This window comes from Saccharomonospora sp. CUA-673, assembly GCF_001942305.1.
In the GTDB taxonomy this organism is placed as follows: domain Bacteria; phylum Actinomycetota; class Actinomycetes; order Mycobacteriales; family Pseudonocardiaceae; genus Prauserella.
Genome location: NZ_MKKE01000055.1, coordinates 60,208 through 86,764, shown reverse-complemented (window position 1 = coordinate 86,764; position 26,557 = coordinate 60,208). Strand labels below are relative to the sequence as shown.

Annotated in this window: 29 protein-coding genes and 3 pseudogenes; 11 read left to right on the top strand and 21 right to left on the bottom strand. The window is 70.2% G+C overall.

All coding sequences use genetic code 11. The features are described 5' to 3' along the window. Positions 1–15: 15 nt before the first annotated feature. Entirely contained in the window at positions 16–1,005 is a 990-nt protein-coding gene (locus BJF85_RS21020; protein WP_075849763.1) for an LLM class flavin-dependent oxidoreductase, read from the bottom strand. A gap of 376 nt (positions 1,006–1,381) precedes the next feature. Between BJF85_RS21020 and BJF85_RS21015 the strand changes: the two genes are divergently transcribed. Next, positions 1,382–1,810 carry a hypothetical protein gene (locus tag BJF85_RS21015; protein WP_139320766.1) on the top strand — a complete coding sequence of 143 codons (429 nt, stop codon included), beginning with the start codon at positions 1,382–1,384 and terminating at the stop codon, positions 1,808–1,810. Positions 1,811–1,920: 110 nt separating this feature from the next. On the opposite strand, the gene BJF85_RS21010 is transcribed toward BJF85_RS21015, so the two are convergent. The 6 genes from BJF85_RS21010 to BJF85_RS28170 all read right to left on the bottom strand — a co-directional run bounded on the left by BJF85_RS21010 (position 1,921) and on the right by BJF85_RS28170 (position 6,651). Beyond that, positions 1,921–2,808: a hypothetical protein gene (locus BJF85_RS21010; protein WP_075849865.1), complete on the bottom strand. Its 888-nt coding sequence runs from the start codon at positions 2,806–2,808 to the stop codon at positions 1,921–1,923. Positions 2,809–2,849: 41 nt separating this feature from the next. After that, on the bottom strand, positions 2,850–3,530 hold the full coding sequence (locus tag BJF85_RS21005) for an AraC family transcriptional regulator (protein ID WP_222844619.1): 681 nt from the start codon (positions 3,528–3,530) through the stop codon (positions 2,850–2,852). A gap of 108 nt (positions 3,531–3,638) precedes the next feature. After that, positions 3,639–4,163 (bottom strand): 2'-5' RNA ligase family protein, encoded by a 525-nt coding sequence (locus tag BJF85_RS21000; RefSeq protein WP_075849761.1) that lies wholly within the window; start codon positions 4,161–4,163, stop codon positions 3,639–3,641. After that, a complete protein-coding gene (locus BJF85_RS20995; protein ID WP_083666597.1) occupies positions 4,160–5,131 on the bottom strand; it encodes a DUF368 domain-containing protein in 972 nt (323 codons plus the stop codon). Before BJF85_RS20995 ends, BJF85_RS21000 begins: the two co-directional genes overlap by 4 nt. Before the next feature lie 107 nt (positions 5,132–5,238). Continuing rightward, positions 5,239–5,976: a hypothetical protein gene (locus BJF85_RS20990; RefSeq protein ID WP_255375827.1), complete on the bottom strand. Its 738-nt coding sequence runs from the start codon at positions 5,974–5,976 to the stop codon at positions 5,239–5,241. A gap of 195 nt (positions 5,977–6,171) precedes the next feature. Next, positions 6,172–6,651: a hypothetical protein gene (locus tag BJF85_RS28170; RefSeq protein ID WP_222844618.1), complete on the bottom strand. Its 480-nt coding sequence runs from the start codon at positions 6,649–6,651 to the stop codon at positions 6,172–6,174. A gap of 164 nt (positions 6,652–6,815) precedes the next feature. Here BJF85_RS28170 and BJF85_RS28165 point away from each other — a divergent pair, with 164 nt between their 5' ends. Next, positions 6,816–7,052, top strand: a complete 237-nt coding sequence (locus BJF85_RS28165) for a hypothetical protein (RefSeq protein ID WP_075849758.1) — start codon at positions 6,816–6,818, stop codon at positions 7,050–7,052. After that, positions 7,049–7,351: a ribbon-helix-helix protein, CopG family gene (locus BJF85_RS28160; protein WP_083666596.1), complete on the top strand. Its 303-nt coding sequence runs from the start codon at positions 7,049–7,051 to the stop codon at positions 7,349–7,351. Before BJF85_RS28165 ends, BJF85_RS28160 begins: the two co-directional genes overlap by 4 nt. A gap of 99 nt (positions 7,352–7,450) precedes the next feature. Here the strand turns inward: BJF85_RS28160 and BJF85_RS20970 are convergent. Continuing rightward, positions 7,451–9,285, bottom strand: a pseudogene (locus tag BJF85_RS20970) (flavin-containing monooxygenase). 435 nt (positions 9,286–9,720) lie between these two features. Between BJF85_RS20970 and BJF85_RS20965 the strand changes: the two are divergent. Beyond that, complete coding sequence (locus BJF85_RS20965; RefSeq protein WP_255375826.1) at positions 9,721–10,593, top strand: GAF domain-containing protein; 873 nt, start codon at positions 9,721–9,723, stop codon at positions 10,591–10,593. Positions 10,594–10,720: 127 nt separating this feature from the next. On the opposite strand, the gene BJF85_RS20960 is transcribed toward BJF85_RS20965, so the two are convergent. Next, complete coding sequence (locus BJF85_RS20960; protein WP_222844617.1) at positions 10,721–11,368, bottom strand: aminoglycoside adenylyltransferase domain-containing protein; 648 nt, start codon at positions 11,366–11,368, stop codon at positions 10,721–10,723. Then, a complete protein-coding gene (locus tag BJF85_RS29150; protein WP_222844616.1) occupies positions 11,350–11,529 on the bottom strand; it encodes a hypothetical protein in 180 nt (59 codons plus the stop codon). The genes BJF85_RS20960 and BJF85_RS29150 overlap by 19 nt, the downstream gene beginning before the upstream one ends. 53 nt (positions 11,530–11,582) lie before the next feature. On the opposite strand from BJF85_RS29150, the gene BJF85_RS20955 reads away from it, so the two are divergent. Beyond that, on the top strand, positions 11,583–12,188 hold the full coding sequence (locus tag BJF85_RS20955; RefSeq protein WP_075849757.1) for a DUF2020 domain-containing protein: 606 nt from the start codon (positions 11,583–11,585) through the stop codon (positions 12,186–12,188). Between the two features lie 211 nt (positions 12,189–12,399). Then, entirely contained in the window at positions 12,400–12,846 is a 447-nt protein-coding gene (locus tag BJF85_RS20950) for a hypothetical protein (RefSeq protein ID WP_075849862.1), read from the top strand. Between the two features lie 141 nt (positions 12,847–12,987). Here the strand turns inward: BJF85_RS20950 and BJF85_RS27620 are convergent, their stop codons facing one another. Both BJF85_RS27620 and BJF85_RS27615 read right to left on the bottom strand, forming a co-directional pair. Next, positions 12,988–13,296: a hypothetical protein gene (locus BJF85_RS27620; RefSeq protein WP_139320763.1), complete on the bottom strand. Its 309-nt coding sequence runs from the start codon at positions 13,294–13,296 to the stop codon at positions 12,988–12,990. Beyond that, on the bottom strand, positions 13,293–13,598 hold the full coding sequence (locus tag BJF85_RS27615) for a hypothetical protein (protein ID WP_139320762.1): 306 nt from the start codon (positions 13,596–13,598) through the stop codon (positions 13,293–13,295). Before BJF85_RS27615 ends, BJF85_RS27620 begins: the two co-directional genes overlap by 4 nt. A gap of 89 nt (positions 13,599–13,687) precedes the next feature. Here BJF85_RS27615 and BJF85_RS20940 point away from each other — a divergent pair, with 89 nt between their 5' ends. Beyond that, entirely contained in the window at positions 13,688–14,245 is a 558-nt protein-coding gene (locus BJF85_RS20940) for a peptidylprolyl isomerase (protein ID WP_075849755.1), read from the top strand. Positions 14,246–14,306: 61 nt separating this feature from the next. Then, on the top strand, positions 14,307–15,260 hold the full coding sequence (locus tag BJF85_RS20935; protein WP_075849754.1) for a rhomboid family intramembrane serine protease: 954 nt from the start codon (positions 14,307–14,309) through the stop codon (positions 15,258–15,260). Here the strand turns inward: BJF85_RS20935 and BJF85_RS31670 are convergent. From BJF85_RS31670 to crgA, 3 genes and pseudogenes are all read right to left on the bottom strand, one after another. Next, a complete protein-coding gene (locus BJF85_RS31670; protein WP_369822254.1) occupies positions 15,257–15,442 on the bottom strand; it encodes a hypothetical protein in 186 nt (61 codons plus the stop codon). The two genes, BJF85_RS20935 and BJF85_RS31670, sit on opposite strands and share 4 nt — an antisense overlap. Next, entirely contained in the window at positions 15,418–15,693 is a 276-nt protein-coding gene (locus BJF85_RS31665; protein ID WP_369822253.1) for a PH domain-containing protein, read from the bottom strand. The genes BJF85_RS31670 and BJF85_RS31665 overlap by 25 nt, the downstream gene beginning before the upstream one ends. 99 nt (positions 15,694–15,792) lie before the next feature. After that, a pseudogene (gene crgA / locus BJF85_RS20925) lies at positions 15,793–16,058 on the bottom strand (cell division protein CrgA). A gap of 157 nt (positions 16,059–16,215) precedes the next feature. Here crgA and BJF85_RS20920 point away from each other — a divergent pair. From BJF85_RS20920 to BJF85_RS20915, 3 genes are read left to right on the top strand one after another with little or no spacing between them, the layout of a single operon-like run. Next, positions 16,216–17,052: a class E sortase gene (locus BJF85_RS20920; RefSeq protein ID WP_075849753.1), complete on the top strand. Its 837-nt coding sequence runs from the start codon at positions 16,216–16,218 to the stop codon at positions 17,050–17,052. Then, complete coding sequence (locus BJF85_RS28155; RefSeq protein WP_158057053.1) at positions 17,049–17,219, top strand: hypothetical protein; 171 nt, start codon at positions 17,049–17,051, stop codon at positions 17,217–17,219. The genes BJF85_RS20920 and BJF85_RS28155 overlap by 4 nt, the downstream gene beginning before the upstream one ends. Before the next feature lie 35 nt (positions 17,220–17,254). Then, entirely contained in the window at positions 17,255–17,896 is a 642-nt protein-coding gene (locus BJF85_RS20915) for an aminodeoxychorismate/anthranilate synthase component II (protein ID WP_075849752.1), read from the top strand. 70 nt (positions 17,897–17,966) lie between these two features. Here the strand turns inward: BJF85_RS20915 and pknB are convergent, their stop codons facing one another. The 6 genes and pseudogenes from pknB to BJF85_RS20885 form a co-directional block, all read right to left on the bottom strand. Further along, positions 17,967–19,961: a Stk1 family PASTA domain-containing Ser/Thr kinase gene (pknB, locus tag BJF85_RS20910; RefSeq protein ID WP_075849751.1), complete on the bottom strand. Its 1,995-nt coding sequence runs from the start codon at positions 19,959–19,961 to the stop codon at positions 17,967–17,969. Beyond that, entirely contained in the window at positions 19,958–21,289 is a 1,332-nt protein-coding gene (locus tag BJF85_RS20905) for a serine/threonine-protein kinase (RefSeq protein ID WP_075849750.1), read from the bottom strand. Before BJF85_RS20905 ends, pknB begins: the two co-directional genes overlap by 4 nt. Beyond that, positions 21,290–22,761 (bottom strand): annotated as a pseudogene (locus BJF85_RS20900) (peptidoglycan D,D-transpeptidase FtsI family protein). Continuing rightward, positions 22,758–24,515, bottom strand: coding sequence for an FtsW/RodA/SpoVE family cell cycle protein (locus tag BJF85_RS20895; protein WP_083666595.1), 1,758 nt, complete (start codon positions 24,513–24,515; stop codon positions 22,758–22,760). Before BJF85_RS20895 ends, BJF85_RS20900 begins: the two are co-directional and overlap by 4 nt. After that, on the bottom strand, positions 24,515–25,960 hold the full coding sequence (locus BJF85_RS20890; protein WP_075849749.1) for a PP2C family serine/threonine-protein phosphatase: 1,446 nt from the start codon (positions 25,958–25,960) through the stop codon (positions 24,515–24,517). The genes BJF85_RS20895 and BJF85_RS20890 overlap by 1 nt, the downstream gene beginning before the upstream one ends. Further along, positions 25,957–26,430, bottom strand: coding sequence for an FHA domain-containing protein (locus BJF85_RS20885; RefSeq protein WP_075849748.1), 474 nt, complete (start codon positions 26,428–26,430; stop codon positions 25,957–25,959). Before BJF85_RS20885 ends, BJF85_RS20890 begins: the two co-directional genes overlap by 4 nt. Positions 26,431–26,557: the final 127 nt, after the last annotated feature.

The following is a 26,557-nucleotide window of genomic DNA, read 5'->3' as shown; positions in this document are numbered from 1 at the left end:
GGTCTCGGGCGCGCGTCAGGCGGTGGCGGCGGCGAGGAAACGTTCGAGTTCGGTCTTCACGTCCGGTCCGCACGGCTGGAACACGACCTCGGTGACGCCACGGGCGGCGAGGTCGTCGAGACCGCGCCGGACCTCGTCGGCCGTGCCGGACAACGTGACGTCGCGCAGCGTGGCGTGTCCGCCTGCCTGCCAGGCGGCCTCGTCGGCGTCGTTCAGTTCCACACAATGTCCGTTGTGGACGGACAGGTGGGCGAGGTCGTCGGGCGACTTGTCGACCACGGCCATCCACTCGTCGCCGCCGGGCAGGGCGCGCACGGCGTCCGGCCCGCCGAACTCGTAGGCGCCGTGCAGCGACAACGCCCAGCCCGGGCCGCCCGCCGCGTGCGCGTGCTCGGAATCGGTGGGCTCGCCGTCGTCGAGCACCGTGCCCCACAGCAGGTACGCCGACCACGGGAAGTCGCCGATGTAGTCCGGCACCGACAGCGTGGCGTACAGGCCGTCGCCCAGCTCCTTCGCGACCTTGCCGCCCTTCGGGCCGAGCGCGCCCACGAGCACGGGCACCTCGACGGGACGGGCGGGGGCGTGGCCGTCGGGGTGCAGCATGCGCATCGACACGCCCTCCCACTCGACGGTCTCGCCGGCCAGCAGTCCCTTGTAGGCACGGATGTAGGCGTCCATGAACGACCACGGCACGGCGCCGTAGCCCATCGCGCGACGCCCGCTGAAGCCCGTGCCGAACGCGACCGCCACCCGTCCCGGCGCCAGCGCGCACAGGGTCGCCGTCGCCGAGGCGTTGACCATCGGATGTCTGAGGCTGGGCACGAGCACGCCGGGGCCGAGTCCGATGCGCTCCGTGCGCTCGGCGGCCATCGCGAGCGTCATCCACACGTCGGGGCTCTGCTGCGGCGTGTCGTAGACCCACGCCCGGCTGAAGCCGAGCTGCTCGGCGAGCTTGACGTGGTCAGGTGTTTCCAGGGCGGTGGGGAATGCGCACGACACCTCCATTGGTGTCTCCTTCCGGCTGAAACGCGAATGGTCGACGCTGACTGAGCGCACATTTAGCCTGGTGAGACAGTACGATAAGCGGCGACTATGACGCAAGGCACAGTTCGCGGGTACTGCCGGACACGCCACCACCTGCGGGAAAGGGGTTGCACATGGAGCCCACCGGGTTGTCGGAGACCGGCGTGGACCTGCCGGTGCGGGACGTCTCGGCCGAACTGTGGGACGCCGACCGCGGAGAGGTCGCCCGGAACCTGCTGACCTCCGGCGTGCGCTGCTTCGCCGCCAGCGGCTTCCACGCCACGACCACGCGCGACATCACCTCGCCGTCGGACTGTCACCCGGCGCGTTGTACGTGCACTTCCGGTCGAAGGAACACGTGCTGTTCGAGATCATCCGCGCCGGACACCGCAGCTCCCTCGACGCGCTCGCCGACGTCGAACCCGAGGGCGGTGGCGAGGGTGGTGCCACGGCGCATCTGCGCACGCTGGTGCGGCGGTTCGTGGCCTGGCACGCGCGGCACCACGTGGTCGCGCGGGTCTGCCAGTACGAACTGTCGGCGCTGTCGCCCGCGCACTACGCCGAGATCCGCGAACTGCGCAGGCAGTCGACGGCGACGTTCCAGGACGCGGTCGTGCGCGGCGTCGCGGAGCGGTCGTTCGTGGACGTCGACGTGCACCGGGTCGTGCGGGCGATGCTGTCCCTCGGCGTCGACCTCGTCCGCTGGTACCGCGCCGACGGCGCCGACACCCCCGAGCAACTCGGCGAGTTCTACGCCGACCTCGCCGTAGGCATGGTGACCACCTAGCACCCAACGGCCCCATGGCTGCGTGGAATCGAGCACTGCCGCGCGTCAGCGCGACCGTTTGGGTGGTGGCGGGCGACGGGTGGGCGCGACCAAAGGGCCCTCGGGTGCTTTTACCAGCGGGTGTTGCGGAGGAGGAGGGCCGTGTTGGCGACCGTGGTGTAGCCGCGCCACTCGAGGGCCGCGGCGGGGGAGTAGCTGTCGAAGTCGACGTCCCATCCGCCGTCGCGGCGCCGCGTGCGTTCGAGTCGGTCGAGGTCGGCCTCGACGGCGGCGGCCGTGACGAGTTCACGCACCGGACGTCCCGGGTCGGGCGCGAACGAGAGCAGGTGCAACGTCTCGCCCGCCGCGCCGCCGGCCACCGGAACCGCACCGTCGGCGGGCACGAACTGCGCCAACCGGTCGAGCAGTTCGCGCGCCTCGGGCCACGTGTCGTACGCGGCGTCCACCAGTTGCAGCGCGAACGACAGCACGTACGCGAACGGTGCCGCGTCGATCGCGCGGATCTGTTCGAAGCAGTACTCGGTCGCCTGGGCCAGCCACGGATGCGCGCCCACCGCCGGGTCGGCGCGCGCCAACCGGTACGCCTGCGCCGCCACCGCGGCCGTGATCTGCAACGACGACTCCGTCGGATCGGCGCGTGCCCAGAACGGCGCGCACGCCGTGTCGTCGGCGACGGGCAATGCGAACGGCAGTCCGCCGTCGGGCAGCGTCACCGACGTCAACCAGTCGAACAGCTCCAGCGAACGGGGTGTCGTGGCACCGGCGTCGGCCATCGCCTCGAACGCGTGCAACGCGCCCGCGGGCTGACTCTCCGGGGCGCGCAGGTCGGGTTCGATGCCCCAGCCGTAGCCGCCGTCGGGATTCCGGTACGCCTCGAGCGCGGCCAGCACCCCGCGCCGCGCGGCGCCGTCGCCGGTGAGCGCGTCGAACCGCCACCGGTCCAACTGCCGTCCGTGCGCGGTGACGAACTCCCGCGCCTGCCCGATACCCATGACCACAGCGTTGCACGCGGTGGGCGGTCGCCGCTTGTACGGAACGGTCAGCCTGAGAGCTCGCGCGGCGTGCACCCGGCGAGTCTGCGCACCTCGCGAGCCAGATGCGCCTGGTCGACATATCCGGCGGCCGCGGCGGTCTCTGCGGCAGGCGTGCCGCCGCGCATCAGGTGCCGAGCCCGCTGGAATCGGTGGATGGACGCGAGGGTCTTCGGCCCGTACCCGAACATCCGGTCGCTGGTTCGCCGCAGGGTGCGTTCGGACAACCCGTGAGCCGCGGCGATGTCGCGCACCGGTGTTCCGGCACGCGCGGCCCGGTCGAGCGACTGCGCCAACCGCAGCTGCGCGAGGTCCGGATCGGCGCGCCTCCACAACGCTTCGGCCACCCGCCTCAGCCGCATAGCCGGTCCGGCGGGGTCGTCGCTCGGCGGCGCCGGGTCAGCAAGGTCGACAAGGTCGACGAGGTCGACGAGGTCGACGCGTAGGTCGGTGAGCTCTCGCGCGGGCAGGCCGAACACGGCGGGCGCGACGCCGGGCGGGAGCCGCAATCCCCACGTCTCGTCCCCGCAGCCGGCATCCACGGTCTGTGCTGTCCGATCGGGACCTGCCACGACGAAACGCCGCTCGTGCCACATCAGATCGAGCACGCCGTCGGGCACGATGCGGCCGGGGCCGCCCGTGGCGACCGCGCGCCACAGCGTCCAGCGGTGCACCGGTGTTCCTCGCACAGGATCCACGCTAGTGGAGAACGTCTCATCCGTGGGCCGGCGGCCGTGTCGTCGCTGGCGGAGGCGCCTGTCGACGGTGTCGGCAACGACTGTGGAGTTTCAGCGGGTTCAGCCGAGCTTCCAGGACGCCTGCACGTGGCAGTCGTGGTTGGCCCACCACTGCAGGTCGATCCGGTCGACGCGCAGCCGTACCGGCAGCAGGTCGCGCAGCTCGCCGGCCACGGTCGCCGCCGTGACACCGCGGGCGTGGTCGACCCGGTCGAGCGTGAGGTGCGGGTCGACGGCGCCGAACTGCCCGCCGTACGGCGGATACGCGGGGAACGCCGCCGTGAGCGCCGCGGTCAGCGCGCGGAACGGCTCGTCGGGTTCGGGGCGCAGGTGGATCAGCCCGTCGGGGAACACGTCGATCCGCTGCAGGCACGTGTCGAACGGCGGGTGTTCGGCCGCGATGCGCCCGACGGCGTCGAGAGCGGACGGCGCCGGGTTCGCGATCCACGGCGCCAGCAGCGTGATGTGGGCGTGCCGGAACGCCGGGTCGGCGGACACGAACGACGCGTCGTACTGCGCCGTGCGCGTCCGCACCCAGTCGTCGAGGTCGGGGACACCGACCGCCAGGACGGTATGCCCGGTCACGAGGCGGGTGCGGGCTCCTGCTTGCGCGTCATACGGGCCTCGATGACGAGCACCGCGGCGACGACGCCGAACCCGACGAGGCCCAGGGTGAGGGCCATGCCGAGGCTCTCGCCGGGAGCGAGCAGGTCACGGTCCTCGGTCTGCCACGGCCACAGCGCGCGGAGGCTGCCGACCATCAGACCCGTGAGCACGACCAGCGTGATGCGCTGACGGTGCTCCAGCAACCACTGCAGCAACTTGACGATGGAGCTCAGGCCGATGAGCGCGCCGAGTGCGAACAGGCCGATGTAGGCCAGGTCGCGGTCGTTCACCGCGGCCAGCGTCGGCTGGTACAGGCCGATCGTCAGCAGCAGGAACGAACCCGACAGGCCGGGCAGCACGAGCGCGCAGATCGCGATGGCCGCCGCCACGACGATCACCGGGGCGCTCGCCTCGAGGTTGCCGGGGGGCAGGCTCACCAGGAAATACACGACGACACCGGTGGCCAGCGCGATCAGCACTTCGCTCCACGACCACGGCGCGGCCCGGCCGGTGCTGCCGCGCGGAGCCTTCGTCGCCATCGAGAACGGCACCCACAGCGAGGCCAGCACCATGCCGAAGAACAGCGCACGCGTCTGGATCGGGTAGTCCTCGACCCAGCCCTCCATGAACCGCGCCATCACCAGCAGTGCGACGGCCATGCCGGCCAGCAGCGGGATGACCGTCCGCCACGCCACCGACCGGTACTCGGCTACCGCGCGCGACGCGCCCTTGCCGCGCGGGATGTCGGTGACGGCGCGGGCCGTGCCGGTGATGAGGTGGCCCGCCGAGGTGATCGCCGTGTCGTAGACGCGGGTGACGAGTGCGACCGTGCCGCCGCTGACGCCGGGAACGGTCTCCGCGGTGCCGATCAGGGCGCCGCGTACCGCGTCGACGCCGTAGCTGGTCCACGCCGGGGCCTTGCCCGTGCGCTGCGGCGATGCCGTCACAACATTCTCCTTCGACAGGGCCGGAAAGTCTGATGTCCAGCCGAGACAGGCGGCGGCTGGCACCCCTATCGTGGCAGGCCCCGACGAAGCCGCTCCCGCAGGTCCGTTCAGGTGCGGCGGGCGGTGGCGAGGCGGCGGGTGCGGGTGGTCAGGACGACGATCAGCACGACGATCTCCGCCGCGGGGGCGGGGAATCCGACGGCCACGCTGAGCGCGATGTCGACCAGCGGCGCCGCGATCGCCGCACCGAACACGACGTTGCTCGCCGTCGGCGGTTTGCGGTCGGCCGACCAGGGCGTGCGTTTCCACGGCTTCGCCACCGACAGCCACGCCTGGAACGCGATCGACGCCGCCATCAGGGCACTGCCCACCAACAGCGCCGGGTTCGCCACGACCGCCCCTGCCTCGGCGTCGGCCGCCGCGTCGTTCAGGTTCGCCGACAGCACGAAGATGCCCACGTTCAGCGCGGCGATCGTGAGGACGAACTTCGCCACCACCCACCAGTGCCGGAAGAAACCCCACGCCGTCGTGGCCGACAACAGGAAGCCGGTGAAGGCGCTCGCGTTGGCCAACGGTGCGAGCAGGGAGGTGTCGAGCACGTGCGCCATCGACGTCGCGGCGATGCGCACGTCCTGGTCGGCCGAGGCGAACCCCACGGCCAGCAACGTCAACAGAGCGAGCGCCTGCGCCATCCAGCCGACCGACGTCAACACATGCAGCCACACCAACGTCTGCCGCGGACGTTGGGACTGCCGGGGACGGCGCGTCTCCGGACGGCGCTTCCACGGCTCGGGCTCCGTGGCGGGCTCAGCCGTGTCGGGTTCTGTGGGGTGTGTCGTCGCCATGCACCTCAGGCTGCGGCGAACCGACCCTCGGCGGTATCCGGAATGAGCCGGAGAAAACCCGGAGTTCGCGGGTCGATGCGACCAACGGCCCCATGGCTGCGCTCAACGCACCCGACGGCCCCATGGCTGCGTTGAACGCACCCGACGGCCCCATGGCTGCGTTGAACGCGACTATGGGGCCCTCGGGAGCTTCGGTCAGCGGCCGGCGCGGATGTCGGCGAGGGTGCGGTCGTTCTTGTGCACGTAGCCGCGGACGGTGGACTCGCTCAACGGGATGAACGCCGCGGCGATGAGGACGTTGGCGGGCACCATCATCCACGCGCCCTGGCTGATGGCGAGCACCAACACGACGAGGCTGACGGGCGTCCCGACGAGCAGGATGTAGTAGGCCCACCGCTTCGGTTCGGCCACCACGAGCGACGCGGCGATCAGGAACGGGAACTGCACGGTCGTGACGACCAGCAGCGTCCACAGCGTCCGGTCGGTCGTGGGCACGGCGGCGACCATCGCGAGCGGCAACGCCAGCATGGTGCTGAGGAGCACCAGCCAGCGGCACATCTTGAGCTTGCGCAGGGCCCGCTCGTCGGCCGAGAGCTGCGGTTCGGCGGGAGGCTCGGCGGGGTTGGTGCCGCCCGCGGCGGTGTCGACCGTCTCGTCCTGCTCGGCTGCCACCACGTTCACTCCCTCATTTGCCGGGTTCGCACCTTCCATCATCGACCATCCGCCCGGCGAGGACATCGACAGGTCCGTCCGTGGTGGCGCCGGCAACACACGCCCGTCGACCAGTTCTGTTGGACACAACTGGTTTTGTCTGACAAAATTCGATGATGTCGAGACCGGTGAAGTTCACCCGGCGTGCAAGGAAGCACAAGATCGGGAAAGCGCACGCGCTGGCCGCGATGAGCAGCTGCGGCGAACCGGAATTCGTTGCGGGAAAGGATGGGTACGACGACCAACTTGTATGGATCGGGGTCGACGACCGTGGCGTCGAGCTCGAGATCGTGGCAGTGATCCTGCCCGACTTCCTGCTGGTCATTCACGTCATGCCGACGCAGTTTCGGAGGCGATCGTTATGAGCAAGGACAGGTATTTCGACGCAGGGGACATCGACCTCGACGAGGAGGTCGTGCTCGACTCGCGCGGTGAACGGATCACCGAGGCCAGGGCCGAGGAGGTGGCGGAGGACGCCGTCCGGCGGGCGCGCGGTGGACGGCCCTCGCTGACCGGCGGTGGCAAGCGTTCACCGCAGATTGCGTTCCGGGTCCCGGAGAGTCTCGCCGAACGGGCGGCCGAGGAGGCCCGGCGCGAGGGCAAGACGGTGTCCCAGCTCGGCCGCGACGCGCTCGAGGACTATCTCGACCGAATCGGCGCCTGAGCGACACCGGCTCGACCATCCGCCCGGTGAGGACATCGACAGGTCCGTCCGTGGTGGCGCCGGCAACAGCGCCACCACGGACGGGGGTCGACGACGGGCTCAGTGCGTGTGGTGGACCTCGGCGGGTTCGTGCACGGGCGTCGGGATGCCGACGTGCCGGGCCTTGAGCTGCAGCGCCAGGTACAGCGAGTAGTGCCGCGACTGGTGCAGGTTGCCGCCGTGGAACCACAGCGCCTCCTGCTTCGTGGGCTTCCACATGTTGCGCTGCTCGCCCTCCCACGGGCCGGGGTCCTTGGGTGTGTCCGAGCCCAGGCCCCACACCTTGCCGACCTTGTCCGCGATGTCCTGACCCATCAGGTCGGCCGCCCAGCCGTTCATCGACCCGTAGCCCGTCGCGTACACGACGAGGTCCGCGGGCAGTTCCGTGCCGTCCTCGAGCACCACGCGTCCTCGGTGAGGTGGTCGACCTGGCCGTGCGCGAGCGCGATCCGCCCGTCGGCGACGAGGTCGGCCGCGCCGACGTCGATGTAGTACCCCGAACCGCGCCGCAGGTACTTCAGGAACAGCCCCGACTCGTCGGCACCGAAGTCGAGCCGGAACCCGGCGCGTTCGAGCCGTTCGTAGAACTCGGCGTCCTGCTCCTTCATCCGTTCGTACAGCGGGATCTGGAACTCGTGCAGGATCCGGTACGGCAGCGACGCGAAGATCATGTCGGCCTTCTCGGTGGTCACGCCCGAGGCGAGGGCGCGCTCCGAGTACAGGTCGCCCATGCCGATCTCCATGAGGCTGTCGCTCTTGACGATGTGCGTCGACGAACGCTGGACCATCGTCACGTCCGCGCCGTGCTCCCACAGCGCACCGCAGATGTCGAACGACGAGTTGTTGCTGCCGATCACCACGCACCGTTTGCCCGCGTAGGCGTCCGGTCCGGGGTGCTGCGACGAGTGGTGCTGCTCGCCGCGGAACACGTCCTGCCCCGGCAGCTGCGGCACGTTCGGCTTGCCCGACATGCCCGTGGCCAGCACGACGTGCGTCGGGTACAGCGTCATCCGCTCGCCGTCGCGGTCGATCTCGACGGTCCACTGCCCGGCCGCGGCGTCGTAGCTCGCCGACGTCGCCGTGGTCGAGCCCCAGTACGGGACCTCCATGATCTTCACGTACGCCTCGAGCCAGTCGGCGATCTTGTCCTTCGGCGCGAACACCGGCCAGTTGTCGGGGAACTTCAGATACGGCAGGTGGTCGTACCAGACCGGGTCGTGCAGGCACAGCGACTTGTACCGGCCGCGCCACTGGTCACCGGGCCGCGGATGGTTGTCGATCACCAGCGACGGCACGTCGAGCTGGCGCAACCGCGCACCGAGCGCGATCCCGCCCTGCCCGCCGCCGATGACCAGCACGTACGGCTGGGCCGTCGTGCCGAGCTCGGCCTCCTCCCGCGCACGCTCCTCGGCCCACGTCGCGCGTCCCGGGTGGATGCCGTGCTCGGTTCCCTTCGGCCGGTGCGTCCCGCGCGGCTCCTCGTGGCCCTTGAGCTCGTACATCGTGGTCAGGAACGTCCACGCCTTCGGCTCGTCGTCCTCCTCGACGAGCCGCACGAGACCGTGCCCACGGCCCACGGCGGTCTCGAACGTGAACCACGCCGTGATCACCCCGTCGGCCTGCTCCGGGGTGTCGTCGAGGGCGAAGTTCGTCGGATCGGTGTCGCCGAGCGTGGCCTCCAGTCGGTGCTGCACGCCGTCGGGATTCTCGGTGGTGGCGATGTTCCACGTGAACGCGATGAGGTCGCGCCAATAGCTGGTGGCGGCGAACATGCTCGCCGCGCGGGGGATGTCGCGGCCGGCGAGCGCGTCGGCGAACGCGGCCAGCCAGTTCTCCGCCTTCTGCTGCGGACTCGGCAGCGAATCGGTCTGCGGGGTACCGAGGGTCTGCGTCATTGGAGGTCCCTCCCTTGCGGCCAGGCACGGCATCGTGTGATGTGGGATACACGGTCTGCGCAGAGTTGTCGGCGCCGCCAGCGTTGCGCCGCGTTGCACGCGCACGCCGAAGGAGGTGCTGGTCGTGACCGGTGAAGCCGCGCTCCCGCTCGACGTGTCCGAACGCGCCCGCATGCTGCGCCGGATGCACGAGGCGGTGCTGTCGGGCACCCGCCCGCCCGTGCGCCCGCGCGGGGTGGTGCAACGGTCGTGGTCGCGGGTGCTGGACCTCGGACTGGACGCGTCGCGCGCCAACCGGGCGGCCGTGTCGTTCGACGAGGTCCAACTGCGCCGCCGACTCAGCGGGCTGGAACCGGTGATCGACGACCTGCGGCTGATGTTGCGCCACGCCGCCGAGACGTCACCGTTCCTGGTCGTCGTCACCGACGCGACGGCGTGGTGCTGTGGCGCGACGGCTCGACGCGGGTGCGGACCCACGCCGACGCCGTCGGCTTCGCCGAGGGCGCGCACTGGGGCGAGGCCACCGTCGGGACGAACGCCGTGGGCACGGCGCTCGTCGAGGCCGCACCGGTGCAGCTGTTGGCGGGCGAGCACTTCGAATCGGCGCAGCACGGCTGGTACTGCTGCGCGCAACCGGTGCACTCGCCGGTGACGGGTGAGCTGGCCGGGATCGTCGACATCAGCGGTCCGGCGTTGACGTGGCATCCCGCGGTCGGCGCGCTCGTCGAGACGTCGGTGCGGCTCGCCGAGACGAGCCTGTGGCGACTGCACGAACAACGACTGGAACGGCTGCGGCGCAGCGCCGAACCGGTGCTCGGCGGCACGGCCGAACCGCTGCTGGTGGTCGACGACGACGGCTGGGTCGCCATGCGCTCCGGCATCGCCGCGGGTGCGCGGGTGCCCGTGCCGCGCGAGGGACGGCCGATGGCGGTCGCCGGCGTCGGACTGTGCACCCCCGAACGACTCGGCGAGGGCTGGCTGCTGCGCCCCCGCGAACGGGGACCGATGCGCGCCGAACTCGACCTCACCGGAGCGGCCGGCGGGGCGCCCGTGGTGCGCGTGCACGACGGCGACGGATCGTGGTCGGCGGCGCTGACCAGGCGACAGGGCCAGGTGCTCGCGCTGATCGCCGACGCGGGCCCCGACGGACTCGACGCCGCCGCGCTGGGCCGCGGCCTGTTCGGCGACGACGGGCACGTGGTGACCGCGCGCGCCGAGGTCTCCCGACTCCGCCGCGTCGTCGGCGACCTCGTCGCCCCCGCCCCCTACCGCCTCGCCGACGGCGTGCACCTCACCGTCCACCGCTGACCGGGGAGCGCGTCCCGGGTGCTCCCGAGGGCCCCATAGTCGCGTTGAACGCAGCCATGGGGCCGTCGGGTGCGCCCACCCGTCGCCCGACCACCGCCCCCAAGGACGCGCTGACGCGCGACTGCGCTCAATCCGACTCATCGTCCCTTCGCTCGTGGGCGGCGCGGGCTTCGGTGGCCATGCGCTCGACGCAGTCGTGGGCCCGGGCTCGGATCGGTTCCGGCCACGTCTCGTCCGCGTACGTGGTGCCCAGGTAGAGGTCGCGGGCGTGCTCGACCACCGGGGCGTACTCGTCGGGCAGTCGGCGGGCGGCCCAGGCCGCCGCCTCGTCCTTCGTCATGATCGTGCCCGTCACCGCCGTCGACCACACGCGCGCAGCGGTCAGGACCACGTTCCGCGTATCCGTGCCCACTTCGGACAGCAGCTCGTCCAGGCTCTCCACGCTCGCGCGCACCACGTCGGACGTCGGCACCGGCTCCAGCACCGTGGCCGGCGGCGCACCCGCCAACGTCCGGTCGCTCTGCAGCGCCGTCGCGATCACCACCGCCAGATCCGGCATCGGCCCGCGTTCCGGCACCGTGCCCGCCTCGAACTCGGAGCGCAGCCACTCGCCGTACAGGAAATCCCCGGTCGGCGGAAACCGCCACGGCACGACGTCCTCGCGGACCACGACGGTCAACTCCACCGGCCGCACGTCGCCGCTCATGCCGGACAGGCGCAGGCAGCCGTCGGTCAACGCCCTGCGTTGCTCCCCGGTCAACGATCGCTCCGCCACGACGAGGACGTCGATGTCACTGGCCGGTCGCAGACTCCCCGCACCGCCGAACCGTGCGCATAACACCCCAGCAGCTCGCCGACCAGTACCTCGCGGACCAGCTCGACCACGCGGTCCCACTGGTTGCCGTTGCCTGCCGTTGACTCGGTGACGATGTCCATGCCACCAGCGTGCCAGCCGTCGCCGCACGGCCCCATCTGATTGACTCGCAGGCATGGGACGACTGTTCGGATCCGCCGGCGCCCGTCGCGCACTGATCGCGGCAACGGCCGCCGCCGCGCTCACCGTCACCGGCTGCACCATCCCCGAACCCGGCGGCAACGACGGCAACGGGGACAACGGCAGTGCGGCCGATGCCGAACAGGGCGAGCCGACCACCCGGACCGTCACCCGCACCAAACCCGCGCCCGAGCTGCCGCCCGAACCGCAGCCCGCCACCACCGGCGAATGCCCCTACCTGCCCACCGCCGAGGCCGAGCGCGCCAACGGGCAGGGCGTCGGCCAGGTGCGTCTCTCGGCCGACGAACCCCACCCCACGTGCTTCTTCTACCGGCCCGACGGCGAGGAGCAGCTGAGCGTGCAGGTCTACGTCGGCGAACCCGACGTCGCCACCGGACTCGTCGACCGCGCCGCCCCCATCGACACGTCCAACCCCACCGAACAGCCACCCGGCTGGAGCGGCGGCTACGAGGCCGACGAGACCGGCGCCGTGTACGCCGTGTCCAAGGAGGGCGACGCCGTCATCGTCACCACCAACCAGCAACAGAGCGTGAAGGCCAGGACCGTCGCCACCGACGTCATCGCCACCCTCGGCCTCTGAGAGCACCGGGTTCTCGCTCTCCGTGACCGGTCGGCGACGCATACGAGGCCACGACGTAGGTACCAAATGACCGGTGTACTAGGGTTGCGCCACACACGCGGACCACTCAGTGTTGATCAACAGACGCCGGCTCCCCTGAACAGGTGACGGTCGACCGTTCGGTTCCGCGTGGGGTCCCCCTCCGAATTTCGAAGTGACGAAGGAAGATCTCGTGGCTGACACCCTCAAGGAAGCTCTGCTCGACTCCACCAAGCGTCCGGACGTCGTCACCGACCTGACCGAGCTCATCGACGCAGAGGTCGGCGACAAGAGCGGCGTGTCCGGCACGGTCATCAAGACCGGCTACGGCGCCGTCAAGAAGATCAAGCCGGGCATCATCGGCTCCGCCGTCGACAGCCTCCTCGACGACTTCGTCGCGGCGCTCGAGCCGATCTTCGCCGACTTCAAGGCCAACGGCGGCGGCGACTTCGGCGCCTACCTGCCGTCCCGTGGCGACGAGGCCGCCGACGCGCTGCTGTCGGTCACCGACTCGCGCGCCGAGAAGTCCTCGCGCGACTCCATCAAGAAGGTCTACGAGAAGCTGCGCCCGAAGGGCAAGGAGAACGTCGTCGAGGCGCTGCCGCGCCTGGGTGCGCTCATCCAGAAGCACTCCGCCTGATCTTCGATTCTCACTCGAAAGGGCTACCTTCCCAGCGTGTTCACACGTCGAGGAAGGTAGCCCTTTCGCAGCTTTTCGGTTGTTCGGGCCCTGCCGCGGACCCGGCCTGAGCGACGACCGGACAGGTCCGGCCGACGCCGGTCAGGACTGCTTCGGCGTCTGGTTCGGCTGCGGCTTCGCGGCCGACTGGCCGTTCGAGCTCGCCGAACCCGCCGAGCCGGTCGAACCGGCAGCGCCCGTCGAACCGGACGTACCCGCCGAGCTCGACGTGCCGGGGGTCTCCGGCTTGTCGGTGCTCCTCGGCGGAGCCGGCGCCACCGGGGCCTCCGGCTTCGGCCGCAGCGCGTACGCCACGCCCGCGATCACGGCGATGGCCAGGAAGATCGGAAGCTTCCTGCGCTTCTTCTTCTCACCGTTCTCGCCGGTCGCAGCGCCCTTGGCGTCCTTCATCGCGGCCTTGAAGTCCTTCTTGGCCAGCTTGAAGTCCTTCTTCGCCCGGCGCTTGGACTCACCGGCGGCCTTGGCCGCTTGATGGCCGCCTTCTTGGCCTTGCGGGTCGGCTCGGCCAGTTCGCCGCGACGATCGTCGGCGACCTGCTTGGCCTTCTTGGCGCTCTTGGAGACCTCTTTGCCGGCCTTCTTGGCCTGAGCGGCCAGCTTCTTCTGGGCCCGCTTCGAGTTCTTCACGAGCTCCTCGGCCCCATCGGTCAGCTGGTCCTTCACGGACTCACCCGCCTCCGCGGTTCGAGTCATCGCCTCCACCTCGTCATTCGTCGGTTCTCTGACTGTCACCGTACAGTCCATCCTGCCCCTTAACGCTGGATTATGCCCGGGATGGCACGATGATTCGTGTGACTGAGAGCAATGAGAGCGTGGTCGGTTCCAAGATCAAGGCCACTCTGCATACGAACCGTGGCGACATCGCCATCAACCTCTTCCCTGATCACGCCCCGAAGACGGTCGCGAACTTCGTCGGTCTCGCCGAGGGCACCAAGGAATACACCCAGCCGAACGCCAAGGGCGAGAAGACCGGTCCGTTCTACGACGGCGCCATCTTCCACCGCGTCATCGACGGCTTCATGCTCCAGGGCGGCGACCCGACCGGCACCGGCCGCGGCGGCCCCGGTTACAAGTTCGACGACGAGTTCCACCCGGAACTGCAGTTCAACCGGCCGTACCTGCTGGCCATGGCGAACGCCGGACCGGGCACCAACGGTTCGCAGTTCTTCATCACGGTGGCGCCGACGCCGCACCTGAACTTCAAGCACACGATCTTCGGCGAGGCCGCCGACGACGCCTCCCGCGCCGTCGTCGACGAGATCGGCCGCGTCGCGACCGGTCCCGCCGACAAGCCGCTCGAGGACATCGTCATCGAGTCGGTCGAGATCGAGCGCTCCTGATCTCTGCTGCACCCACGCAGTACACGGTAGGTAGGTTGACGGTCGTGACGTGGAGCGTGTTGTGACCCAACCTCCGTACCCGCCCTACGGTGAGCCGCCCCGGCCGGACGAGGACGCCCGTCCCGGGTGCTGGTGGCACCCGCACACGCCGACCGGGCTGAGCTGTGTGCGCTGCGGCAGGCCCGCCTGCCCCGACTGTCTGCGCGACGCCTCGGTCGGCCAGCAGTGCATCGACTGCGTCGAGGCGGCGCGGGCGCAGCAGCGTCAGGCGCAGCCGCTCCGCCCCGGCGGCCGCACGGTCGCCGGGGCGCGCGTGTCGACGAGACCCGTCGTCATGCCGGTGCTCATCGCGCTCAACGTCCTGCTCTACGTCGTCACGGCCGCCCAGGTCGGCGACCCGATGCAGAACAACGAGTCCACGCTGTTCCAGGACGGACAGCTGTGGCCGCTGGCGATCCACATCGACGGCGAGTGGACCCGGCTGCTCATGTCCGGGTTCCTGCACTACGGACTGCTCCACCTGGCCATGAACATGCTGGCCCTGTGGATCCTCGGCCGCGACCTCGAACTGCTCCTCGGCAGGGTGCGGTTCCTCGCGCTGTACCTCGTGTCGCTGCTCGGCGGGTCGACGGCCGTCTACCTGCTCGGCTCGGTCAACACCGGCACCGCGGGCGCCTCGGGGGCCGTCTACGGCCTCATGGGCGCGCTGCTCGTCGCCGTGCTCAAGCTCAGGCTCAACCCCGGCGGCGCGATCGGCATCATCGCGATCAACCTCGTGCTCACGGTGACCCTGCCCGGCATCTCCCTGCTCGGTCACCTCGGCGGGCTCGTCGCCGGCGCTCTCGTCATGATCGCGATGCTGTACGCACCGGAGAAGCAGCGCACGCAGTTCCAGCTGACGACCGTCGCGCTGCTGGTCGCCCTGCTCGTCGGCCTGATCCTCTACCGGGACGCGACCATCGCCTCGGCCATCTGCACCGAACTGCCCTACCTCTGCCCCGGAACGACCGTCTAACGGCGGAGGGCCTCGAGCTCGTCGTGCACGTCGCGGGGGTCGGCGCCCAGTTCCAGCCACCCGAGCACGGTGAGCATGCCCGGGTCGACGTCGTCGAACGCCTGCCGCGGTTCGATCTCGAGGACGGGCTGGTCGCGGCCCATCCGCCGGATCGTCGTCAACTCGACCCGCGCGCGTCCCACGGCAGCTGCCGGGTTCCGCCGAGCGTGCGCAGGTGCAGGCCCTCGCGGTCGGCCGCCAGCCGGGGCCGGACGAACGTGCCGTAGGCCGACGCCGCCGCCAGCGCCACGGCCCCCACCCCAAACAGCAGCATCCCGGCTCGGTCGGCCGAACCCGACGACGCGACCGCGGCCGCCGTCGCACCCGCGGCGAGGACCCACCCGATCGCCACGAGGCCCGGGTGGGTCGACCAACGGAGAGTGGAGTTGTCCACAGAGCCATCCACAGTGGGGATTAGTGACACCGATGTAGTTCGCTACCGCGACCACCCTGTGCAGGTCAATCGGCTAACCGGATCAACAGGCCGGCCGGATCAACGCCACTTCATCGTCATGAGCAGGCCGCTGATCATCAGCGCGAAGCCGATCGCGAAGTTCCAGTTGCCCAGCTCCAACATGAAGCCGATGCGCTCGCCCGCGAGGTAGTTGACGACGAGCACAGCAGGCCCAGCAGCATCAACCCGAACATGACGATCTTGTAGGGAAGCGGCGACGGACCGGCTGCCGTGGCCTTGACCGGGGTTTTCCGGTCGGCAGGCGGGGTGTACGCCGTCTTCTTGCGGACCTTCGACTTGGGCATTGATGTCCTTGTGCGTTGCGGTCGTGACGCGTTCGGGAGCACGAGCTCCTCAGGGCGAGACGCTCTGGGGGCGAAACGCATGGCGGACTTGGGACACCGCCACCTCAACACGTTAACGTAAACGCCCACATGTCCGAAGCAGTACCGAGAAGGTCCACTGCGAGACACGGTCCGGGGAAGTACCGAGAAGGGCGACAAGGTGCGCGCGATCATCCGCGGGTTCGGCGAGGTGCTCATCACCCTCGGCCTCGTGCTGCTGCTGTTCGTCGTCTACTCGCTGTACGTCACCAACTGGAAGTCCGGCAACCTCCAGCGCGAGGCCAGTGCCGCGCTCGAGGAGGAGTGGACGTCCGGGGACCGCGGCGAACGTCAGCTGCACTCCGACCCGGCCGACGGCCAGTCGTTCGCCCGCATGTACATCCCGTCGTTCGGCGCCGACTGGAGCTTCACGGTGCAGGAGGGCGTCGGCCCGGCCGCGCTCGAGGTCGGCCCCGGCCACTACAAGGACACCGCGATGCCCGGCGAACCCGGCAACGTCGGCGTCGCCGGCCACCGCGTCGGCAAGGGCGCCCCGTTCAACGACCTCGACCTGCTCAACTCGTGCGACGCCGTGGTGCTGGAGACCGCCGACAACTTCTACGTCTACCGCGTGCTGCCCATGCAGGACGAGGTGGACGGGTGGGCCGAGAACCAGGGCGCCCAGGAGCGCTGCGACAACGTCGCCCCGCTGCAGGACGAACAGGGCGAGTACGACGAGACGTTCGGCAGGCGCATCGTGCTGCCCGACCGCGGCGACGCCGTCGCCCCCGTGCCGTACAAGGCCGACAGCGAGCTGCCGCCCGCGTCCCAGGCCTCGCTGCTGACGCTCACGACCTGCCACCCGCAGTTCTCCGACGCCGAACGCATGATCATCCACTCGGTGCTGACCAACCAGTACCGCAAGAGCGAGGGCACCGGTTACGAGGACCTGCTCGCCGCGATCGGGGAGGCGTGAACAGCAACATGTACGGGTGGATCTGGCGGCACCTGCCCGGGCCGGTGCCGGTGCGCATCCTCGCGGCGTTGATCCTCGTCGCCGGCGTGGTCGCGCTGCTGATGATGATCGTGTTCCCGTGGCTGGAGCCGATGCTGCCGTTCAACGAGGTCTACGTCCAAGAGTGAGCCGGGGCACTGCGCCCGCCCGGTACGCTGGCGGTATGCGTGTACTGGTCGTCGACAACTACGACAGCTTCGTCTACAACCTCGTGCAGTACCTGGCGCAGCTCGGCGCCGAGCCCGAGGTGTGGCGCAACGACGTCGTCGACACAGGCCGCATCGGTGACTTCGACGGCGTGCTCGTCTCGCCCGGCCCCGGCACGCCCGAACGCGCGGGGCAGAGCATCGACGTGATCCGCCGGTGCGCCGACGACGGCGTGCCGATGCTCGGCGTGTGCCTCGGCCACCAGGCCCTCGGCGTCGCGTGGGGCGCCACCGTCGACCGCGCGCCCGAACTGCTGCACGGCAAGACCAGCCAGGTGCACCACGGCGGCGTCGGCGTGCTCGCCGGCCTGCCCGACCCGTTCACCGCGACCCGCTACCACTCGCTGACCGTGCTGCCCGAGACGATCTCCGACGAGACGTTCGAGGTCACCGGGCGCACCGAGAGCGGCATCGTGATGGGCATGCGGCACCGCGAACTGCCCCTCGAAGGCGTGCAGTTCCACCCCGAGTCCGTGCTCACCCAGGGCGGCCACCGCATGCTCGCCAACTGGATGGCCGGAGCGGGCCACCCCGTCGACGAAGCCACCGTCGACCGTCTCGAAGAGTCCACCCGAGCCCTGCAACGCGCCGCCGCCTGAGCGGCCGGAGTATGAGAACGGCCGCGCGGCCCGGGGTGGGCGGCGCGGCCGTTTCGGGGGCTACGACGGGTCAGGGGAAGCCGGGGATGCCGTCGTCGTCCTCCTCCGAGGTGTCGGTGGGTGATGTCGGGGGCGAGCCCTGTTCCTCCGAGCCGACGTAGATCGTGACCGGACGGTTCTTGGGGATCGTCTGGCCCGCCGACGGGTTGGTGTTGGTCACCCTGCCCGCGTACTGCTCGTCGGCCTCCTCGTACTGGACGTTCGGCTCGCCGCCTTCCCAGCCGGCCTGGCGCAGCGCCTGCTTCGCCTCACCCTCCGTCATGCCGGTGAGGTCCGGCATCTGGATCTCCTGGTTGGCGCCGTTGGAGACCTGCAGCTGGATCGTGTGGCCCCGTTCGAACTCGCCCGCGTTCGGCGTCTGGTTCACCACGATGCCGCGCTGCTGGTCGCTGTCGACGTTCTCCCGCGCCACCGTGAAGCCGAGCTCCTCGAGCCGTTGCTTGGCCTCCTGGAACTGCTTGCCCTGCATGTTCTCGACGGCGATCGTGGCCGGTTCGATGCCGACCGTGATCGACACGGACGTGCCCCGTTCGACCTGCTGGTCGCTGCCGGGGTCCTGCGCGACGACCGTGCCGACGGCCGATTCGTCGCTGACCTCGGTCTCCTGGACGTCCTGGTCGAGCTGCAGGTCGGTCTCCCGGAGCGCCTCCTCGGCCTCCGACTGCGACATGCCGCGCAGGTCGGGAACCTGCACCTGCTCCGGTTCGGCGCCCACGCGCAACGTCACCTGCTCCGCCGGGTTGACCTGCTCGGCACCCTGCGGGTCGGTCCAGGTGACCTTGCCGATCTGGTCGGGGGTGCACGTGCTGTCGTCGGAGGGATCGGCGCCCGCGCGGCAGGTGATCCGTTCCTCGTTGATGTTGTTGAAACCGGCCTCGTTGAGGGTCCGTTTCGCCTCCTGCACCTGCATGCCGACGAGGTTCGACGGCATCGGCTGGAGGCCGTCGTCCTCGCTGCTGAACGCGCCCATCAGCCACGCCACGAGCGCGATGAGGCCCAGGCCGAGCAACACCAGCAGCGCGATCAGCCACGGCTTCCTGCGCCGCTTGCGGTCCTCGTCCTCGTACTCGTCGTACGGGGTGACGTCCTCGTCCCCGTCGCCGGCGGAGGCGCCCATCACCTGGGTGCGTTCCTCGTCCGACATCACCATCGGCGCCGACGGGCGCTGCCCGGTGAGCGTGCGCACCAGGTCCGAACGCATCTCCGCGGCCGACTGGTACCGGTTGTCGGCCCCCTTGGCCAGCGCCTTCAGCACGACGGCGTCGAGCTCGGGGGAGACCTCCGGGTTCGACGCCGACGGCGGCTTCGGATCCTCCCGCACGTGCTGGTAGGCCACCGCGACCGGCGAGTCGCCCGTGAACGGCGGATCGCCGGTGACGAGTTCGTACAGCACACAGCCCGCGGCGTAGACGTCGCTGCGCGCGTCGACCTTCTCACCGCGCGCCTGCTCCGGCGAGAGGTACTGGGCGGTGCCGATCACGGCGGCGGTCTGCGTCATCGCGGCCTGGCCGTCGTGCACCGCGCGCGCGATGCCGAAGTCCATCACCTTCACCGCGCCGCCGCGGGTGATCATCACGTTCGCCGGCTTGACGTCGCGGTGCACGATGCCGTGCCGGTGCGAGAAGTCCAGGGCGGCCGACACATCGGCCATGACCTCCATGGCCCGCCGCTCCGGCATCGGACCCTCGGTCTTGACGATGTCGCGCAGCGTCCTGCCCTCGACGTACTCCATGACGATGTAGGGCAGCGGGCCGTACTCGGTGTCGGCCTCACCGGTGTCGTAGACGGCGACGATCGCCGGATGGTTCAGCGCGGCCGCGTTCTGCGCCTCCCGCCGGAACCGCTCCTGGAACTGCGGATCGCGCGCCAGGTCGGCGCGCAGGATCTTGACGGCGACCTCACGGCCCAGTCGCACGTCGTGGGCATGGTGGACCTCGGACATGCCGCCGTACCCGAGCGTGTCGCCAAGCTCGTAGCGGTTGGAGAGCATTCTCGGTGCGCTCATTGCTCGGTGCCGTCCCACTTCGTCCACGGTGTGCCCGTCATGCCTTCTGCGTTCCGTTCGTTCCCGTGCTCGTCGTGCAGGTTGTTCCGGTCGTCTCGGATGTCGTAGTCCGCGTGGGACCAGTTACCGTTCGGCGCCGGTCGGTCGTCGACCTGACCCGGCGGTGTCGCCGAGCCGCGGCCGAGCAGCACGATGAGCAGGGCGGCCACCACGGCGACGACCAGGGCGGCCGCCAGCGTGAGCAGTATCCACATCCCGGCGGGCCGTTGCCGGGGATGCGCGCCCTGGTTCGTCATGCCAGGTGGCGTCATGCCGTGAGACGCGGGCCCGCCGCCGGCCATGACGCCGGGTTGCTGCGCTGAGACGGGCGCCACCGGCTGCATCGACGGATGCGATCCCGGACCCACCGTAGCGGGCTGACCGGGAGGAACGGCCGTTCCCGTGGGCGGCGTCGCAGCGCGGGAGGCGTAATCGGTCATTCCCGACGGAACGGGAAGCGCCCGGCCCGCGCGCACCGCCGCGATCGCCGCGGCGAACTCCCCGCCGCCGGCGTACCGCTGCCGCGGGTCCTTCACGAGCGTCGCCTCGATCACCGCCCGCGCATGCGGCGGCACGTCCTGCGGCAGCGGCGGCGGCACGTCGCGGATGTGCATCATCGCCACCGTCACGGCGTTCTCGGACAGGAACGGACGCCGGCCCGCCAGGCACTCGTAGCCGCACACCGCCAGGGAGTAGACGTCGCTGCCGGGCGCCGCGTCCTGGCCGAGGGCCTGTTCGGGCGCGATGTAGTGCGCGGTGCCCATGACCATGCCGTTGCGGGTCACGGGCGCCGAATCGGCGGCCTTGGCGATGCCGAAGTCGGTCAGCTTCACCGTGCCCGTCGGGGTGACCATGATGTTGCCGGGCTTGACGTCGCGGTGCACCAGACCGCGTTCGTGCGCGGCCTGCAGTGCCGCTGCGGCCTGCTCGAGGATGTCCAGGGTGCGTTCGGCGTTGATCCGCCCCTCCCGGTGCAGGATCCCGGCGAGCGGTTCGCCCTCGACGAGCTCCATCACCAGGAACGCGATGGCCGATTCGCCGGCCTCGGTCTCGCCGTAGTCGTGCACCGCGGCGATGTTCTGGTGGTTGAGCGAGGCCGTCGTCTTCGCCTCCGCGCGGAAGCGGTGCAGGAACTCGGCGTTGCCGGACAGCTCGGCCTTGAGGATCTTCACCGCGACGGTGCGATCCAGCCGCGTGTCACTGGCCTCCCACACCTCGCCCATGCCGCCGACGGCGATCTGGGAGGTGAGGCGGTAGCGCTCCGCGATGAGTTGTCCGGACGCCAGCATCTAGCCACCCCCGAGCTTGGCGGAGATGGTCGATCTGGCGATCTCGGCGGCCACCGTGCCACCCGTCGCGGCCAGTCCGTGGTTGCCGCCCGACTCGACGATCACCGCGACGGCGATCTGCGGGTCGTCGTGCGGCGCGAACGCCGTGTACCAGGCGTGCGGCGGGGTGTTCTTCGGGTCGGCGCCGTGCTCGGCGGTGCCCGTCTTCGACGCGATCCGCAGGTCGGGGTCCTTGCTGCCGCCCTGCGTGTTGTCCTCCGAGGCGATCATCATCTCGGTCAGCGCGTCGGCGCTCTCCGAGGACATCGCCTCGTCTCCGGTCAGTTCCTCGGGGGAGGTCTCCTCGATGGTCGACAGGTCCGGGGCCAACCGGGCCTTGACCAGGTTCGGCTTCATCGCCGTGCCGTCGTTGGCGACCGTCGAGGCCAGCAGGGCGTCCTGCAGCGGCGTGAGTCGCACGTCGAGCTGGCCGATGCCGCTCTGGTAGAGCGCGGCCTGGCTGCCGAGGTCGCCCACGCTGGAGGGCACGACCCCGAGCGGGATCTCGAGGTCGCTGTCGTAGCCGATGCCGAAGTTCTCGGCGGTCGCGCGCAGCTTCTCGTCGCCCAGGCCGCCCGCGATCTCGGCGAACGCCGTGTTGCACGAGTACCGGAACGCGTCCTGCAGCGTGCCGCCCTGGCACGTCGCCCCGCCGTAGTTCTCCAGCGTCGTCTGCGTGCCCGGCAACGTGACGTTGGAATCGCGCGTGACGTTCGCGTCCGGCTCCATGCCGTCCTCGAGCGCCGCGGCCGTGGTGACGATCTTGAACGTCGACCCCGGCGGGTACGTCTCGCGTACCGCCCTGTTCAGCATCGGGTTGCCGCCGGCCTCGGAGAACTCCTGCCACGCCTGCTGCTGGGCCTCGCCGTCGTGCGAGGCGAGCCGGTTCGGGTCGTACGACGCGTCGACACCATGGCCAGCACGTCCCCGGTCTTCGGGTCGAGCGCCACGACCGAACCGGTGTAGCCGCGTTCGGTCATGGCGTTGTAGGCCGCCTCCTGCACCGACGGCTGGATCGTCAGCCGGACGTTGCCGCCCCGCGGATCCCGGCCGGTGACCATGTCCGACAGCCGGCGCACGAACAGCCGCGGATCGGAGCCGTTGAGGAACGTGTCCTCGGCGTTCTCCATGCCGCCCGCGCCGTACATGATCGAGTAGTAGCCCGTGACCGGTGCGTACATCGGACCGTTGTGGTAGGTCCGCTTGAAGTTGAAGTTGTTGTCCGACGGCTCGACGCCGGCCAGCACCTGACCCGCCTCGTCTGCCACGATCTGGCCGCGCTCCCGGGAGTACTCCTCGTACAGGATCCGCGAGTTGCGCGAGTCGGAGGCGTAGTCGTCACCGCGGACGACCTGCACGTACGTCGTGTTGGCCAGCAGCAGCACGATCATCATGAGCATGGCCATGCCGACCTTCCGGAGGGGTGTGTTCACGGCGTGTCATCCCCCTTCGGTCGTGTCTGCGGTGCGTCCTCGTCGGTCGGCCACGCCGGTTCGTCGCCGCCCTGCTTCTCGCCGGCCTGCTTCTCGCTGTCGGACGGAGGCGGGGGCGATTGTGGTTGCTTCTGCGGTGTCTGCGCCTGCTGCGGCGGCGCGGACGGCTTCGCCGGCGGCTGTGCGGACGGCGGCTGAGGCGGCTGCTGCGCGGGTGCGGGCGAGGGTGCCGGCGGCGCCTGCTGCGGCGCGGGCGCCGGAGCGCCCTCCACGGCGACGCCGGAGGGGCGCTGCACCATGACCGTGTGGGCCTCGGCGATCGGCGCCAGCGGCTTCTGCGGGGCGGCCGGTCCACGCGACTTCGACTGCTGCGGACGCCGGGCCGTGTCGGAGATCCGCAGCAGCAGCGCCACCAGGATGTAGTTCGCCAGCAGCGACGAACCGCCCGCAGACAGGAACGGCGTGGTGATGCCCGTCATCGGGATCAGGTTGGTGATCCCGCCGACGATCACGAACACCTGCAGCGTGATCGCGAACGCGAGCCCGCCGCCGAGCAGCTTGCCGAACGTGTCGCGCACCGCCAGGGCGCTGCGCATCCCGCGCATCGACAGGATCAGGTACAGCAACAGCACGCACGCCAGGCCGACGAACCCGATCTCCTCGCCGAGCGCGGCGGTGATGAAGTCGGTGTGCGCCTCGGGCACCATCTCCGGTCTGCCCGAGCCGAGGCCGGTGCCGAACATGCCGCCCGTGCCGAGCCCGAACAGGCCCTGCGCGATCTGATACCCGCCGCCCGGGTCGTCGTAGGTCGACAGCGGGTCCATCCAGTTGACCACGCGCTGCTGGAAGTGCGTGAACAGCTGATACGCCACGACCGCGCCCGCGAAGAACATGCTCAGGCCCACCGCGACCCAGATGAACCGCTCGGTCGCGACGTACAACATCATCAGCGTGATGCCGAAGAACAGCAGCGCCGTGCCCAGGTCGCGCTGGAACACCAGGATGCCCAGGCACGCGACGGCGGCGATGATGATCGGCCCGAGGTCCCTGGCCCGCGGCAGCTCCACCCCGAGGATGCGCTTGCCCGCGGTCATGAACAGATCCCGCTTCGCGACCAGGAACGACGCGAAGAAGATCATCAGCAGGATCTTGGCGAACTCGCCCGGCTGGATCGAGAAGAACGGCGTCCGGATCCACACCTTCGCACCGTTCACCTCCGACATCGAGGTGGGCAGCACCGCGGGGATCGCCAGCAGGAACAGGCCGACCAGACCGGCGGTGTAGGCGTAGCTCGTCAGCGTGCGGTGGTCCTTGATCAGCCGCAGCACCGCGAGGAACAGCACGAGCGCCGCCACCGTGTACATGACCTGCCGCGGAGCGCTGCCGCCGAAGTCCTGGCCCAGCGACGCCGCACGCTCGGCCTGCGCCAGGTCGATCCGGTAGATGATCACCAGGCCGAGGCCGTTCAACAACGCCACGCACGGCAGGATCAGCGGATCCGCGTAGGGCGCCCACCAGCGCACCGCCAGGTGCGCCGCGGCGAAGATCGCCAGATACGCCCCGCCGTAGGACAGGATCGACCAGGACAACGCCTGTTCCTGATTGATCTGCACCAACACGAACGCCGTCGTGACGATGACCGCGGCGAACGCGAGAAGTCCCAGTTCGGTGCCCCGACGTTTGGGCAGTTCACGGGGTGGGTTGGTGGTGTACTGCTGACCGACCGCGCCCTGGTTGCCTGCGGCCGCGGCCATCAGTTACCGCCCGAGCCGGGCGCCGGACGGCAGTCCACCCCCGGCTGCTGGTCCTGTCCCGCTTGCGTTGTGGGCTGCTGCCGCTCGTCGGAGTCCCCGGAGCCCGGACGCCGCTGATCGGTCTCGTCGCCCTGGTCCTGGTCGCCCTGCCGGGGGTTCTCGCCGATGCCGCCGATGACGCCGCCGCCCTGCGGCTGCTGCTCGTCCTCGCAGATCTCCAGCATATTGTTGCGGCGCAGCGTGTCGATGTACTCCCGGGACGCCTCGAGGTCGTCGCGCTTGACCGAGTTCGACACGGCCGCACGCGCGTCCTGCTGCAGGTCCTGCAGGCGCAGCGGCTCACACAGCGTCGACGCGGGCGGACACGACCCCTCGGCCTCCTCGTTCAGCTGCATCCCGAGCACACTGCCCGGGATGCCCTGATAGATGACCACCTCGTCGTTCGCGCCGACCCCCACGTAGTACTGGCCCATCACGAAATACCGGGTCGCGATCGCCGCCGCCGCCAGCAGCACGAGCGCCAACCCGATGCCCACCAGCAGGCGAATACGTTTGCGTCGCTTGGCCCGCGGGTCCGCCGGTGGTTCGGCCGGCGCGATCTGGGCCGGGTTCGCCTGCTGCGGAGGCGCCGTCAGCGCTCGCGCCCGCGCGGCGGGGGAGTCGCCCTGCGGGGCCTCGTCGGTGCCGTCACCGGCGGCGCCGCCCACGATCGGGGCGTCCTCGCCGTAGTCGACGTCCACCACGTCCGCGATGATCACGGTGACGTTGTCGGTGCCGCCGCCCTTCAGGGCCAGCTCGATCATCCGGTCCGCGCACTCCTGCGGATCCGGGATCAACATCGCCTCGGCCAGTGTCTCGTTGCTGACCATGCCCGACAGGCCGTCCGAGCAGAACAGGTACCGGTCGCCGGCCCGCGCCTCGCGGACCGTCAGGCTCGGTTCGACGTCGTTGCCCGTCAACGCCTTGAGCAGCAGCGAACGCTGAGGATGCGTCGCCGCCTCCTCCTCGGTGATACGCCCCTGCTCGATCAGCTCGTTGACGAAGCTGTCGTCGCGCGTGATCTGCGAGAACTGGCCGCCCCGCAGCAGATATCCGCGCGAGTCGCCGACGTGAACCATGCCGAGCTTCGACCCGGAGAACAACGCCGCCGTCAGCGTCGTGCCCATGCCGTCCAGCTCGGGATCACTGGCCACCAACTCGGCGATGGCCTGATTGCCCTGGATGGTGGCGTCCCGGAGCTGGCTGACCAGATCGTCGCCGGGTTCGTCGTCGTCGAGCGGAGCCAACGACGCGATGACCACCTTGCTGGCCACCTCACCGGCGGCGTGGCCGCCCATACCGTCGGCCAGCGCCAACAGGCGGGGGCCGGCGTACACCGAGTCCTGGTTGTTGGACCGCACCAGGCCGCGGTCACTGCGTGCCGCGTAGCGAAGGACGAGAGTCATGGGCGAAGCTCGATCACCGTCTTGCCGATCCGGATGGGGACGCCGAGCGGGACTCGGAGGGGTGCAGTGACCTTAGCCCGGTCGAGGTAGGTGCCGTTAGTCGAGCCCAGGTCTTCCACGTACCACTCGTCTCCGCGCAGGGAGATGCGGGCGTGGCGCGTCGACGCGTAGTCGTCGTCCAACACCAGCGTGGAGTCGTCGGCGCGGCCGATCAGGATCGGCTTGCCGTCGAGTGCGATGCGGGTGCCCGACAGGGCCCCCTGCGTGACGACCAGTTGACGCGGCATCTTCGCGTTGCGCCCGCCACGCGGCGGCTGCTTCTCCTTGCCACGTCGCATGCCGGGCAGGTTGACCCGCAGACCGGACGCCGCGTAGAGGTCCGAGCGCACCACGCGCAGCGCGGTGAACACGAACAACCAGAGCAGGACGAGGAACCCCACTCTGGTGAGTTGTACGACTAACTCCGGCACCTGCCCTGTCAGCTCCCGCCATCACGCGCTCGCCCCACGGCGAACACGCCGCGGGTCCCCACATGGCCGCTATTATGCGGGACCCGCATCCGCGGCCCATGCGGGATTGGGGGAAAACCGGGTTCTT